The organism is Methyloterricola oryzae (assembly GCF_000934725.1).
In the GTDB taxonomy this organism is placed as follows: domain Bacteria; phylum Pseudomonadota; class Gammaproteobacteria; order Methylococcales; family Methylococcaceae; genus Methyloterricola; species Methyloterricola oryzae.
On the sequence record NZ_JYNS01000001.1, the window covers coordinates 14867 to 29120 of the forward strand.

The 14254-nt window shown below is 62.0% G+C and carries 8 protein-coding genes; 5 read left to right on the forward strand and 3 right to left on the reverse strand.

Annotation, left to right across the window (positions count from 1 at the left end):
* Window positions 1-26: 26 nt before the first annotated feature.
* The gene (locus EK23_RS00030) at window positions 27-1565 is read right to left on the reverse strand and encodes a hypothetical protein (RefSeq protein WP_045223265.1); all 1539 of its coding nucleotides are present in this window, start codon (window positions 1563-1565) and stop codon (window positions 27-29) included.
* A gap of 522 nt (window positions 1566-2087) precedes the next feature.
* On the opposite strand from EK23_RS00030, the gene EK23_RS00035 reads away from it, so the two are divergent.
* Window positions 2088-2549 carry a winged helix-turn-helix domain-containing protein gene (locus EK23_RS00035; RefSeq protein WP_082053822.1) on the forward strand — a complete coding sequence of 154 codons (462 nt, stop codon included), beginning with the start codon at window positions 2088-2090 and terminating at the stop codon, window positions 2547-2549.
* A 189-nt stretch (window positions 2550-2738) separates the two neighbouring features.
* Here the strand turns inward: EK23_RS00035 and EK23_RS00040 are convergent, their stop codons facing one another.
* On the reverse strand, window positions 2739-3101 hold the full coding sequence (locus tag EK23_RS00040) for a hypothetical protein (protein WP_045223266.1): 363 nt from the start codon (window positions 3099-3101) through the stop codon (window positions 2739-2741).
* Between the two features lie 627 nt (window positions 3102-3728).
* Between EK23_RS00040 and EK23_RS00045 the strand changes: the two genes are divergently transcribed.
* The 4 genes from EK23_RS00045 to EK23_RS00060 all read left to right on the forward strand — a co-directional run bounded on the left by EK23_RS00045 (window position 3729) and on the right by EK23_RS00060 (window position 11672).
* Window positions 3729-4541, forward strand: a complete 813-nt coding sequence (locus EK23_RS00045; RefSeq protein WP_045223267.1) for an amino acid kinase family protein — start codon at window positions 3729-3731, stop codon at window positions 4539-4541.
* 11 nt (window positions 4542-4552) lie between these two features.
* Window positions 4553-5386, forward strand: a complete 834-nt coding sequence (locus EK23_RS00050; RefSeq protein WP_045223268.1) for an amino acid kinase family protein — start codon at window positions 4553-4555, stop codon at window positions 5384-5386.
* A 390-nt stretch (window positions 5387-5776) separates the two neighbouring features.
* Window positions 5777-10204, forward strand: a complete 4428-nt coding sequence (locus tag EK23_RS21330; RefSeq protein WP_052807727.1) for a PAS domain S-box protein — start codon at window positions 5777-5779, stop codon at window positions 10202-10204.
* Window positions 10205-10388: 184 nt separating this feature from the next.
* Window positions 10389-11672, forward strand: coding sequence for an L-type lectin family protein (locus EK23_RS00060; RefSeq protein ID WP_145998509.1), 1284 nt, complete (start codon window positions 10389-10391; stop codon window positions 11670-11672).
* A gap of 235 nt (window positions 11673-11907) precedes the next feature.
* On the opposite strand, the gene EK23_RS24435 is transcribed toward EK23_RS00060, so the two are convergent.
* Complete coding sequence (locus tag EK23_RS24435) at window positions 11908-13977, reverse strand: methyl-accepting chemotaxis protein (RefSeq protein ID WP_045223270.1); 2070 nt, start codon at window positions 13975-13977, stop codon at window positions 11908-11910.
* Between the last annotated feature and the right edge of the window lie 277 nt (window positions 13978-14254).

The window sequence follows — 14254 nt, forward strand, 5'->3', positions numbered from 1 at the left end:
GGCCTCTGGATAGCGCGCGGGTTCGCTTACAGCAGCGGCTGCTTGCCGTTGGCGCTGTCGTCCACCTGCAGGTTGCGGCAGTTGTCCACCGTGGCGCCGTTGGGCGCGTGGGTGTAGGGCGTGACCGGCTGGGTCGGATCGAAGGGATGGACTACCGGATAACCCTGGGAGGTCACCGCGATGAAGTAACCGGCTTCGGTACCGAGCGCCCAAGGCTGGGACGTGAGGGCGTTCAGTGCACCGAACACCGCCGGCGAGGTGGCGTCGGTGGTGATCTTCTCGAGGATCACCTCCTGGTCCGCGCTGGGCTTGGGGTCCACCTTGCGCCATGCGTAGGCGGCCTCGGAGAAGTAGGCGTAATGGCCGGCCGCCACCTCGGCGACCGTCGGGGCGAAGCCGTCAATCTTGATGTAGCGGTAGTTCCGGCTCAGGTTGGCGTTGCGTTCGGTAGTGAGCATGCTGATGGCCCATACCTTGGCGCCGCTGGCATTGAGACCTGCCACATTGCTGCCATCGTTGAAATCGTCCAGGCAGTTCTCGGTGGCGGTTACCTGGGTAGGCGTCACCACCACGGGACCCAAGACCGGATTGCTCACTTCCACCGGCGGCGTCCCGGTGGCGGCGCAGGGTGTATTGAGGAAATAGGCGTTGATCGCGGACTGGGTGCTGGCGCCCTTGTTGCGACGGCAGATGTGCACCAGTTCGTTATCCGGGGGCGTGGACGCATAGTCCGTCAAGGCCTTGGAAACCCCGCCTTCGTTCACCTTGATATCGCTCCACTTCCCGATGCGTCCCGCGAACAGGCTGGTGAGCAGGGACTTGCTCAGGCTGGGCATGCAGGCCGCCGTTTCGTCGCCGGCCGTGCAGGTACCAGGCAGGGTACCGTTGGCGATTTGCGCCCTTTGCAGGGCGTCGCGTAGATCCTTGGTAACCGGCGTGTTCTGGATCACGCCGCCACCATTACGCACCGTCAGCGCCGCGGTCACCGCCGCCGTGCTGCCCTGGCTGTAGGTGGTGCCGTCGATGGTGGGGGTGTAGTTGGGACCGCGGAAGCCGTATGGGTCCACGTCCAGCACGCCCATGTCGGGCGTCTGCTTGGTCACGTCTCCGGTGCGGTCGGTACTGCACAGATACGTGGCGCCGGGCGTTGCCTGGGTGCACTGGGCAGCGCCGCTGACGGTATTGCTAATGCCCATGAAATTGATGGGCTTGGTGGGCTCCAGCATGGGCAGGACGCCGGTGATGGCGCCGTTGCGGTTGCGCTTGAGGATCAGCAGATTCGGGTCCGCCAGGCTCAGGCCCGGCACCTTGGCCGAATCCAGCGTGCAGAAATAGGCCCGGTAATAGGTGCCCTGGCCCACAGCATCGTTATCACGATACAGGTCCAGGGTACCGGCCTTGCAGATGTCGTTCAGGACGTCGATCAGATTGTTGTCCTGGATGGTAGAACCGGCGATACGCAGGGTAATGGACGGGGTCGCGGTCGGCGCCAGGGCCCATGCCGGGGAAGCGGCCAGGCTGGCGGCCAGGGCGGCGACTGTGACACTGTATCGAATTAAATACATGATCGAACTCCGATTGAAAAAATTTGGCTCAAGTGGGCGCCTATCAGGCACGCAATTAGTCTCCGGGCCCATCTCATGAGGCATGGCCCCGATGTGCTGCCGCCCGTTAGAAGTGGCAATTGTACCTTCGATATATCTTATTTGGCATTCCGAAAGCGATAGGCATTTTGTGTACCAATTTCATTTTTTGTCACTATCTACATGTTTACCAGGAACAAAAAGTCCGTAAGCCACATATCTCCCGCTTAGGCGGCACCATTTTCAGGCAAGACGCACCAAAACAACTCAAATTGTTAATTTAAAAAGCTATTTGTGCGATAAGAAGGGCACACAGGCGATATGCTTTATCACAGTAGTCGTATCTAATAAGATATTCATAAACTTTAGTATTTTCATGGATATAGCGATTTCCGCGGATCGCTGAAATCCGCAAGCGCCGGCACCATTTCGGCGCAATATGCATTGAACCGTCACGGTCCTTTGCTTATGCTCGCTGCTATTGAATGGATCACGGGAAAGACTATGCCTCGGCTGAAGAACAAGAGGGTCTCAACCAAGTACCAGATAATCACGGCGTCTCCGTCTGACGAAGCTTGCCTGCCCAGGCTCAAGCTCAATCTGCGCCTGTTCCATGGCGACCACATCGCCATGGGCCCCGGCAAGGCCGATCTGCTGGAGGCCATCGAGCGCACCGGCTCCATATCGGCGGCCGGCAAGAGCATGGAGATGAGTTATCGCCGCGCCTGGCTTCTGGTGGACGAAATGAACCGCTGTTTCAAGACGCCCCTGATCGAGACGGCCAAGGGTGGGAGCCACGGCGGGGGCGCGCACCTGACGCCTTTCGGCTACGAGGTGCTTGCCCGCTACCGGGAAATGATCACCGCGACCCGCCAGGTGGCCGCGGCTTATTTGGGCCTGTTCAAGGACATGATGCGCGATGCTCCAGCGGAAGCCAAAGTAGCGCCGGAGAACGCTGAGAGTTAGCAGAGGGCGGCTGCCCTCGGCATTGGCGCAGCAAACGGAGGCTTGGCTCACCCCGAACCGCGTGTCACCGGCGGCGCCGACGTCATCAAATCGAAAAGCCTGCCCGCAACACCTCATAATGCCGCGACTGCCAGGCCCGCGTGCGATGCTCTGCAAACTGCCGCGGGACCGGGAGAGGCTGTCCGGTCTTCAGGTCGCCATGGTCTGCAGGTGGGCCTCGCTGACAATTTCCGCAGGGTCCGTCACATAGCGCTTGGGGCAACTGTCCAGGGAGTCCGACCAGCGCCTCAGGCGTAGCCACTGGCCGTTTTTCATCCGCCAGGCAGTTACCCGTTCCCAGAACACGTCGACCCTGATGGGAAATTCATCCACGTCAAAGCGTTCCTCGGAAAGGGTGAACTCATGCTGATAAAAGCAACGCTCACCGCGCAGATCGTATCCCCAAGTCTTGCGGGACTGGCTCACCGCGTCGTGGTGGGACTCATATTCCAGGGGATAGGTGACTTCAGACCGGTACTGGTCAGGCGGCTGTTCGGCCCAGTCGGAACGCATGATGCACCTCGAATCGATATATCTATATAGACCCATCGTAAGATTCGCCGGCTACACAGTCAATTACCGCAAACGGCAATGGTCTTTCAATCGAACGCAGCGTGATTTCCCCGCCATATCAAGCCGTTCGTGAGAGGTCCAGTGAGCTATGGATGTGCAGGTTCGAACATGGTCTTTTTTTAGTAAATATCCTGACGTGACCGGCCAGAAACAGCTGAGATCGTACAAACGGTTCCACGCCGACCCGTCGATTCAACTCATGCATATCGCACCAAGATGGCTTTCGCGCACCAATTTGCAGCACTAACTCTATTAAATACATTTGGTTAGACTCTAAATTCAATTGCAAGCGCGGAATGCTTGGTGTATGTTTGACCCTGCCTTTGAAGGCTGCTGTGATGCCAGTCATTCGTTTTTACGGGGTTTCAAGCTAGTGCACGCAGCGCAGGATCATCCTAACTCAATATAGCGAACGCGAGTCGAATCAGACTCCAGACGTCGCGCAACCGAGCAACCACGGCGAGATATGGAAGCTCATTCAACTGGGCTACCGCCGGAAAGTGCCATTTCGCGCGGCCCGGCTGGGCGAAGCGCAGAAAAAATCAAGCATGCAATAAGGGCGCACACATGACCAACACGACAGCCGGGCTCGAAGAACTCCTCATGCAACGGTCGTTGACCGACCCGGAGCTTCTGGAGGCCGCATCCAAGGCATCAGCGTTTCGTATTCTGCCCGACGCGGCGGTAATCAAGATCGGCGGTCAGAGCGTCATCGACCGGGGCCGCGCAGCGGTCTACCCCTTGGTGGAGGAGATCATCGCCGCCCGCAACGCCCATAAGCTGCTCATCGGCACCGGCGCAGGCACCCGCGCAAGACACCTCTATTCCATCGCCGCGGGGCTGAACCTTCCGGCAGGCGTGCTCTCTCAACTGGGCGATTCCGTGGCGAACCAGAACGCCGCGATGCTGGGACAGCTGCTTGCCCAGTACGGCATCTCCCAGGTGAGCAGCGCCGGCCTCTCGGCGGTGCCGCTGTTCCTGGCCGAAGTCAATGGGGTGGTCTTCAGCGGCATGCCGCCCTACAGCATCTGGACTCGTCCGGCCGCCGAAGGCGTGATCCCGCCCTACCGCACCGACGCCGGCTGCTTCCTCGTCGCCGAGCAGTTCGGCTGCAAGGCGATGATCTATGTGAAGGACGAAAACGGCCTCTATACCGCCAATCCTAAAACGACGAAGGATGCCAAGTTCATCCCGAAAATCTCGGTGGACGAGATGAAAGCGCAGGGGCTGCACGATTCGATTCTGGAGTTCCCCATGCTCGACCTGCTCAAGTCGGCGCATTACGTCCGCGAGGTCCAGGTCATCAACGGCCTGGTCCCGGGTAACCTGACCCGTGCGCTCGCGGGAGAGCACGTCGGTACCCTCATCACTGCAAGCTGAGAATCACCGCAATGGCTGACACGCACAACACCATCAAACACGTCGCCTCTCCGCTCGCGCGGCAAACCCTGCTGGACAGCGATCTCACCCGTCCAGTCGCGGGCGTCAAGCCGATTCGCATCCTGCCCTGGCTGCAGGTGGTCAAGATCGGCGGGCGATCCATCATGGACCGTGGCGCCGAGGCGATCCTGCCGGTCGTCGACGAACTGCGCAAGATTCTTCCAGAGCATCGTATGCTGATCCTGACCGGCGCCGGCGTACGGGCCCGGCATCTATACAGCGTCGGCCTCGACCTCGGGCTTCCGGTCGGCTCCCTGGCTCCGCTGGCAGCCAGCGAAGCGGGCCAAAATGGCCATATCCTGGCATCGCTCCTGGCGCCGGAGGGCGTTTCCTATGTGGAGCATCACACCCTGGCAAGCCAGCTCGCCATTCACCTCACGGCAGCCCGAGCCGTGGTGGGCAGCGCGTTTCCTCCCTACCACCACCACGAGTTTCCAGGATCGCGTATCCCTCAGCACCGGGCCGATACCGGCGCGTTCCTGCTGGCGGATGCGCTGGGTGCCGCCGGCCTGACCATCGTGGAAGATGTGGATGGCGTCTACAGCACCGATCCTAAGTCACCGGACGGAAAGACTGCCCAGTTGCTGCGGGAAGCCAACGCCATTGACCTGGCCAAGCACCCGGGACCGCTGCCCATCGACCGTGCCTGCCTGGAGGTCATGTCGACCGCGCGTCACATCGAGCACGTGCAGGTGGTCAACGGGCTCGTGCCAGGCCGGCTCACCGCTGCCCTGCGCGGCGAGCACGTGGGGACCATAATACACACAGGGCTCGGCCGGTCCTGAACGCTGCCCGCCCCTGTCGCGGAGGTTCCCGAGCGGACCTTGCGGCAGGGGCCTACCCTGCGCGCTCAGCAGTGAGTTCCCTGTTTCGCCGGCGCGTCTTACGCGCCTCCCTCCGGATGCCTCTGCCTGCGGCGGCGCCCATCGCCACGCCTGCGCAATTGCCGACTTCCAACTAAACTCTTCACGACCTCGAACACCGGCGCTGGATTTCCTCGCTTCGCGGGCCACATGTACCCACCTAAGAACTTTCTGTATCATGGTGAGCGCGAGGCGGATCAATCGATGCTGCCCCGTTCGGCGCCGTGACATCCTCTAACGCTGGCACGGGCCGGCACCGCGAGACCGTTCGCTTCCGGCTTTATCCAGCAGTCCCCTGAGAGCGCCAACGCGTTGGACACCATCGACAAATTGAAGCTGGTCGACATCATGACCCGCCGCGTGCACAGCGTCACGCCCGCCTGCACCCTGGATCAGGCAGCGGCCAGCATGGCGCGGGCACGGGTGTCCTGCGTCGTCGTGGTCGATGACAACCGACCGGTTGGCATCCTGACCGACCGCGACCTGGTGCGCCTGATCCACTTGCGGACCGCTGGCGCCACGTCGGTTGCGCTGCTCATGTCTCAACCGGTTGTGACCGCCGATCCGGACCTGGATTTTCGCGCCGCCTATGCCCTGCTGCGGCATCATGCCTTGCGGCATCTGCTGGTGGTAGAAGGCGGCGCTGGAACGGCCTTGGGCGTCGTTACCCTGACCGACTTTCTCAGCCATATCGGCGCCGACTTTTTTCGCAAGGTAAAAAGCCTGCGGGCCGTCACCGAACCGGTACTGGCAACGCTACCGCCCTCGGCCAGCCTGGCCCAGGGACTCCAGCTCATGGTTCAGCTCAAGTCCGATCTGATTCTGATCACCGAGCACTCAGAGCCAGTGGGCATTCTTACGGAAGGCGACATGGCCAGGCTGCTGTCCGATCACCCCGACCCGGACGCGATCGTCTTGCGCAGCGTCATGAGCGCCCCCGTCCACAGCATCGACCCCGACGCCAGCGTGGCCGAAGCCGTCCATCTCCTGGCTGCGAACAGCGTCCGTCACCTTCCGGTGGTCAACGCGCAGCGGCGGATCCTGGGCGTGGTCAATCAGTCCCGACTGCTGGAAAAGCTCGGCATCGAGCTGTTCGACGAAGCCTGGCGGCGAAGCAGCGAACTGGATGCGACGCGACAGCGCCTGGAAAATGACCTGCAGATGGTGATGGAGGCGACAGGCTCAGGCACGTGGGAATATGACCATGTCAACGACAGCCACACCTGGAGCCCGTCCATGGCCGCGCTGCTCGGTTGCGCATACGAGGAGCTGCCCCGTTCCCTGGACGGCTGGCTGGCGATGATTCACACGGAGGACGTGGCGGCCTTCGAGCAGGAGATCGAGGCCAGCGCCGCCCGCGGCGACCAGATCGTTGAGGCCGAATACCGCGTGCGCCAGGCTGAGGGGAAATGGCTCTGGTTGCACGAGCGCACACGCGTGCTTGAGCGGGATGCCGGCGGCCAGCCCTTGCGCACCGTCGGAATCCTGCAGGACATCACGGCGCGTAAACGCGCGGACCGACGCCTGGATCAGGAGCGGCAGAATCTACGGCAACTTTTCGACACCATGGAAGACTACCTGTTCGTGGTCGGCCATGACAGCCTCATTATCCACATCAACCAGGCCGTTTTTCGGCTGGGTTACGGCGCCGATCTCATCGGCAAGTCTATTTTCTCGGTACATCCGCCCGAGTACGCGGAGGAGGCGCAGCGGTTGCTCAAAGAGGTGCGCGCCGGCACCCGTCGTCAGTGCCCGATTCCCCTCATCAAGGCGGACGGCGAGCGAATCGCCGTGGACACCCGCGCCGTATGCGGCGAGTGGGATGGCGTGCCCGCCATTATCGGTGTAAGCCGCGATATCAGGGAACAAATTGCCCAACGCGAGGCACTGGAAACCGAGCGCCGGCGCCTGCATACCCTCATCCGCAGCATTCCAGACCCGGTCTGGATCAAGGACCTGGAAGGCCGCTACCTCGCCTGCAATGCCGTCTTCGAACGCATGTACGGCGCCAGCGAGGACGAGATCCTGGGAAAGACCGATTTTGATTTCGTCGACGAGGCCACCGCCCGCTTCTTCCGCCACAACGACCGCGCGGCGGCGGAAGCGCGAGCCCCGCTGATCAATGAGGAGTGGCTGGACTTTAAGCAGGACGGTTACCGTGGCCTGTTCGAAACCATCAAGTCGCCGACCCTGGACGCACAGGGCCAGTTGATCGGCGTTCTTGGCATCGCCCGCGATATCACGGCGGCACGGCAGGCGCAGGAGGCGCTCAAGGAACGCGAGGAAATCTACAGCGCGATCGTCAACCAGGCGGTGGACGGCATCGTGCTGATCGACACCGAGACGCTGCGCTTCGCCGAGTTCAACGACGCCGCTTGTCAGAGCCTTGGCTACAGCCGGGACGAGTTTTCGGCCATGACTCTGATGGAGGTTCAAGCCGATGACTCCCGCGAGCGGGTGACCGACAAAATGGGCCTTTTGTTGGCGGGCGCCTTGCCGATGGTGTTCGAGGTCCGCCATCGCAGCAAGAGCGGCCAGTTACGCGACATGCGCGTCAGCAACAGGGTACTCGACATCCGCGGCCACACCTACCTGGCGGCCATCTGGCAGGACATCACCGAGCAGAAGCAGGCCGCGCGGGCCTTGCAGGAAGCCCACATGTTTCTGAAAGAAACCCAGTCCATCGCCCGGGTCGGCGGGTGGAAGGCCAATCCGCTGGCCGACACGGTGCTCTGGACCGAGGAAGTATTTCGCCTGCTGGAGCGTCCCGTCAGCGATCCCCCGAAAACCCTGGACGAAGGCCTGGCCTATTACGCCCCCGCCATACTCCCGGAGGTACGTCGCAATCTAATGACTGCCTGGGAAACCGGAGCTCCGTTCACCATGGAATGCGAGATGGTGGCGCAGAGTGGGCGGCGTTTTATTGCGGAACTGCGCTGCGTCGGACGGGTGGAGGAACCCAGCGGACCCTTCCTGACCGGGACCTTCCAGGACATCAGCGAGCGCAAGCAACTGGAGGACCAGATCCGGCTGCGTGAACGTTACCACCGCGCCGTGCTGGACAATTTCCCTTTTCCGGTATGGCTCAAGGATCGGGAAAGCCGCTTCCTCTCGGTCAACCAGCCATTTGCCCGCTATTTCGGCCAGCCTTCACCGGAATCGCTGGTGGGCAAGACCGATTACGGCATTGCCGCTAGGGAGTTCGCCGAAGCGTACGTGGCGGACGACCGCGCCGTGCTGGAGAGCGGCGTTCCCCGCAACGTCGAGGAACCCATCGAGAGCGGGGGACGCACCATCTGGAACGAGACCTACAAGTCACCCGTGCACATGAACGGCCAAGTCATCGGCACCGTGGGCTACGCGCGCGATATCAGCGCCCGCAAGGAGGCCGAGGCCCGGGTAGCTTTCCTGGCCTATCACGATCCCCTGACCAGCCTGCCCAACCGCGCCCTGGCCAAGGACCGGGCCGAGCAGGCGATGAACCTGGCGGAGCGTTCCGGCAGCAAGACTGCGCTGTTGTTCCTGGATGTGGACAACTTCAAGACCATCAACGATTCCCTCGGGCATCCGGTGGGTGACGCACTGCTGCAGGAAGTGGCGGCGCGCCTGCGTGGCTGCGTGCGAGACACCGACACCATCAGCCGCCAGGGAGGCGACGAATTCCTGATCCTGCTCTCGGATGTGCGTGACGCCGAATCCATCGAGGGCGTGCTGGACAAGATCCTATCGCGCCTGGCTATTCCAGTTCGGGTGGAGGGCCATGAACTCTCTACGACGCTGTCCATTGGCGTGGCGGTATTCCCCGACGATGGCCGCGACTTCGATACCCTGTTCCGCCGGGCCGACACCGCCATGTACCGGGCCAAGGAAGCGGGCCGCAACACCTACCGGTTTTTTGCCCCCCAGATGAATGTGGAAGCCACGGAGCACCTGCGCATCCGCACCCATCTGCACCACGCCCTTAGCAAAGGCGAGCTCAGCCTGCACTTCCAGCCCCAATTCCGCTTGGACAGCGGGACCGTGACCGGCGCGGAAGCCTTGCTGCGCTGGCGCAATCCGGAGTTGGGGCAGGTGCCACCGGCGCGCTTCATTCCCATTGCCGAAGACTGTGGCCTCATCAGCGCCATCGGCGAGTGGGCGCTGGGCGAAGCCTGCCGGCAGGCCGCCAGTTGGCGAGCCCTTTCCGGATCGGAGATCTCCGTGGCGGTGAACCTCTCTCCCGTTCAGTTCCGTCGCGGCGAATTGGCACTGCAGGTGGCGAGGGTCCTCTCGGAAACCGGCCTCAAGCCCCACTTGCTGGAACTGGAGATTACCGAATCCTTACTCCTGCAGCACAACGAAATCGTCCTCACAACCGTGAGGGAACTGAAAGCGTTGGGTGTGAAACTGGCCATCGACGACTTCGGCACCGGCTATTCGAGCCTGGCCTATCTCAAGCGCTTCAACGTCGACACCCTGAAGATCGACCAGTCCTTCGTGCGCGACATGGTGAGCGACCCGGTGGATGCCGCCATCGTACATGCCACCATCCAGATGGCGCGCAGCCTGAATCTGGCCACCATCGCCGAAGGCGTGGAAACCGAACAGCAGTTGCGATTCCTGAGCGAACACTGCTGCGACAGCGCGCAAGGTTATTTCTACGCCAAGCCCATGCCGGCCGACGCGTTCCAGGCTTATCTCGCAGGTAGGCGCACGCCCACCGGTCAGGCCGCCACCGACAGCGCCGGGGCGGACTCCTGATGCAGCGCAGGGACTCCTTCGCTGGAAATCAGCGAGGCGCCGATCGCGCCGGAGCATCCGTGCCCCGCATTAACCCGGCACATTTAAGGGCCGGGACAATAGGTAAGTAGCACCACAGTTCCGATTTCGCGAAACCCTCCCTAACCTGTGTCCACCTGCGCGCTAACGCGCAAGGGGGTGGAACATGAACACCAAAGCATTGTGCGCCGCACTTGTTCTCGGCCTGCCCGTCCTTGTTGAAGCAGCCAGAGCGCCCGACGAGTTCGGGATGGAAGCCGGCAACACCTGGAGTTACGTCAATCTGGCGACCGGAGAAGGCCCAACCGTCGTGCGCAGCGTGATCGAATGCGGAAATACCACGCTACTGCCGCCAATCCCGGTCTGCGTCATCGAGAACGCGTCCGGCGGCGTGAACCTCAATCAATGGTTCGCGCACGAAGGCACGGAACTGCGCTTTTACGGGGGAGACGCCGAGGTCATGGGCTTGCGGATTGCCATGTCCGTTCAGCCGCCATTCATAGAAAACTGGGCATACGCCAAGCCGTCCGAACACCGCGTAGTGCGGGCGAGGGTGTCGATACAACCCTATGGCGTGGCATTGCGGGGCCGAATGAAGGCGCAGATGCTGGGAAAAGAGGTCCTGCGCCTACCGTTCGGTACCCTGAACGCCCTCAAGATCAAATACCAAAACCTCTTGCAAGCCGGCGGACAATCATCGGCGGAGACGTTCTATGCCTGGTGGGTGCCGCGCCTGGGCATCGTCAAGCAGACAGGCGCCAACATCAGGCGGGGTGCGTTACTGTGGAGTTTCAGTATCCTCGGCGATCCCGACACGCCCTCTGACCGGGTGACTTCGGACCCCATCGACAGCGACAGCGATGGCCTCCTGGACTGGCACGAGGCCGTCCTATACAAAAGCGACTGGCGCCTGCCCGACACCGACGGCGATGGCATTCTGGACGGCGCGGACAACTGCCGCCTGCTCAGCAACGATCAGGCTGACAGCGACGCGGACCTTGTAGGCGATGCCTGCGAAGCCTCCGTGGCGGCGTCGGCCATACGTGGCACGGTGATCGAACGCAGCCAACACGGGGGCGATGGCTTCGATATCCGCTTGGACGGTTGCAAGGGCCTGGACGACGCGGTATTCGAACTGGGCCTCGCCAAGCAGATACACGCGCGCCTCGGCCACTCGGATTCAGGAAACCTGGCGGATGCCCGCCTGAGCTACGACCGTTCGCGCCACCTCTATACCCTGCGCCAGCGCGACGGCGGGATGGGGCAGATCCGTGTTGAGCTGAACGCCAAGGATAACAGCCTGCGCCTGTCCAGCTCCAGGGCCGACCTGGAAATCAGCGACCGGACATTTGCCGCGAGTCTCGAAATTGACGGCTGGACGTGCTCGGCCTCCACCCAATGGAGAGTCCGGTACTTAGCCAATGGCGGAATCCGCTACCGGACACCGTAAGCGATTAGACGCCGCGCCCCGCACAGCGGCAGAACTATCCCGCGGGGATCTTGTCGGAAGAAAGTGGCGGGGTTTTTCCTCCTATCTCCCCCCGCCACTTTTGCGCGGTCGGCGAAACCCCAAGAGAGCTCCCTGTTGGCCGCGCCTTTTTTTGAATCATCATGCTTTCGCCTGGTTTAACCGCACCCCAGCCTCTTCCTTGAGGCTTTGCACGCTGGGTGTCAGACAACCGGTATCAGAACTCGGTCCAGTCGTCATCGGCCGCCGGTTGCGGCACAGCTTTCGGCGCGCTCTTCTTGACTGGAGGCCGAGCCGGAGCCGGCTTCGCCGCCAGTGGCCGGCTGACCGGCTGCTGATACGAGGGCCTGGGCCTTGAAACAGCCTGATGCGAAGCAGCCCCCTCCAGGCGGAACTGAGACACCGTCCGCGCCAGAGTCTCGGCCTGTTCCTGCAGCGATTCAGCAGCCGCAGCCGCCTCCTCGACCAGGGCGGCATTCTGTTGGGTCGTCTCGTCCATGTTGACCACCGCCTGATTCACCTGCTCGATGCCACTGCTCTGTTCTACCGAAGCCGCGGCGATCTCCGCCATGATGTCGGTGACCCGCTTCACCGCGCCCACCACCTCGTCCATGGTCTTGCCCGCCTGCTCCACCAGCTTGCTGCCGTCCTCCACCTTGTCCACGGAGTTGGTGATCAGCCCCTTGATCTCTTTGGCGGCAGCTGCCGAGCGCTGCGCCAGGTTGCGCACCTCGCCCGCCACCACAGCAAACCCGCGGCCCTGCTCGCCGGCCCGCGCCGCCTCCACCGCCGCGTTGAGGGCCAGGATGTTGGTCTGGAACGCAATGCCGTCGATCACGCTGATGATGTCCACGATCTTGCGCGAGCTTTCATTGATGGCGGTCATGGTATCGACCACCTGCTGCACCACTTCGCCGCCCTTCACCGCCACTTCCGATGCGGCGACCGCCATCTGGTTCGCCTGCCTGGCGTTATCGGCGTTCTGCTTCACCGTGGACGACAATTCTTCCATGCTGGATGCCGTCTCTTCCAGGCTGGATGCCTGCTGCTCGGTCCGGCGCGACAGGTCCGAGTTACCGTTGGAAATCTCCCGCGACGCGGTGCTGATCGCGTCGGCGGCTTCTTTCACCGCCAGGATCGGATCCACGATAGTCTCCAGGGTCGCGTTGAAGCCTTCCACGATCTTGCGGAAGTCGCCGTGGTGGCGGTTGGCATCGGCCCGAACCTGAATACGCCCCTCCACGGCTGCCGCCGCCAGCATGTCCACATCGGTGATGAGTGCCTGCAGATTGCGGCGGACCTGCTCGATGATTTCGTTGATAAAGACCTTCTTACCGGGGAAGCGCTCCAGCGGGGCCGAGAAATTGCCTTCGCCGAACTCCCGCACGCACTCCATGGCCTTCTTTTTCACTGCGATGTGTCCCGCCACCATGTCGTTGACGCCCTGCGCGACCTGGCGGTAGGAGCCCTGGAACCGTCCCACGTCGACCACCACGTCGATGTCGCCTTTCTCATGCTCGCTGGCCATATGGTTCATCTGGTCAATCAGGGCATTGAGCGCCTGGATGACATTGTTGACGCTAGTCTTCATCTGAGCGAACAGGCCGGTGTACTCACCACGCACCGGACGGTCCAGTCGGCCCTCCGCCAACGCCTCGAGGACCTCGGTGAACTCGGCCTCGGTCGCAGCCTCCTTGGTCCGCTCGAACCACTCGACCACCGTGCCGATGCGCTTCCCCTGGGCGTTGACAACCGGGTTGGCCGACAAACCGAAGACGTGTCCGCTCAGCTTGATTTCCGCACGGTGATTGCCGGACAAGGCCTTGAGCAGCCCCTGTTGGTGCGCCGGGTTCTTGTGGAACTGGTCGATATTAGCGCCTTGCAGGCGGTCCACGCTGAAATGCGGCATCGATTTGCGCAAGTCGCTTTCCGCGGCCCGCAGCATTTCCTTCACCGACTTGTTCATGTAAACGATGTTGTTGCCGGAGTCGGCGATCATCAAATTGGTGGAGACGCTATCCAGGGCAGCCATCACCCGCTCCACGCAATCGGCCTGTTGCGCATTCTGGTCTTTGTCCCGGACCAGGCCTTCCTGCAGCTTGCGCGCCGCCTCGACCACAGCCCCCACCTCGCCCGCGCCGGCCAAGTGGAACTCCACGCCTGCCTCGCCTCGCGCCATGCGGCTCAATCCCTGGTGCACCGATTCCAGAGGCGCGGCGACGGAACGCTCGAACAGGAATCCGACCCACGCGGTTGCCGAAACGCCAAGCGCGACCGGCAGCCACATCCATGGGCTTGTGGCCATCACGCCAAGAACGACGAATAGCACAGCGGCGAGAGCGAGGGCGCCGAATAAAAGAGGTTTCAGAGAACGATGAGTAGTCATAACGATTCACGAATGAATGAGGTGTCAGGAATTCGCTTCATGCAACGGCGGAGCCGATTTAAAGCGAGTTGCCCATCAAAGGGCAGGATTAAGCATAGTTCTGTTTCGAAAATATCCAATATCCTCCTCAGGGTATTTCCTTATTTGTTCCGAGCTGAGCACGCACTCGGTCACACAG

Excerpts from the sequence above, each read along its gene's own strand:
- EK23_RS00045 (WP_045223267.1), top strand. The coding sequence starts at position 3,729 with ATGACCAACACGACAGCCGGGCTCGAAGAACTCCTCATGCAACGGTCG.
- EK23_RS00035 (WP_082053822.1), top strand. The coding sequence starts at position 2,088 with ATGCCTCGGCTGAAGAACAAGAGGGTCTCAACCAAGTACCAGATAATC.
- EK23_RS00030 (WP_045223265.1), bottom strand. The coding sequence starts at position 1,565 with ATGTATTTAATTCGATACAGTGTCACAGTCGCCGCCCTGGCCGCCAGC.
- EK23_RS00060 (WP_145998509.1), top strand. The coding sequence starts at position 10,389 with ATGAACACCAAAGCATTGTGCGCCGCACTTGTTCTCGGCCTGCCCGTC.
- EK23_RS00040 (WP_045223266.1), bottom strand. The coding sequence starts at position 3,101 with ATGCGTTCCGACTGGGCCGAACAGCCGCCTGACCAGTACCGGTCTGAA.
- EK23_RS00050 (WP_045223268.1), top strand. The coding sequence starts at position 4,553 with ATGGCTGACACGCACAACACCATCAAACACGTCGCCTCTCCGCTCGCG.
- EK23_RS24435 (WP_045223270.1), bottom strand. The coding sequence starts at position 13,977 with ATGTGGCTGCCGGTCGCGCTTGGCGTTTCGGCAACCGCGTGGGTCGGA.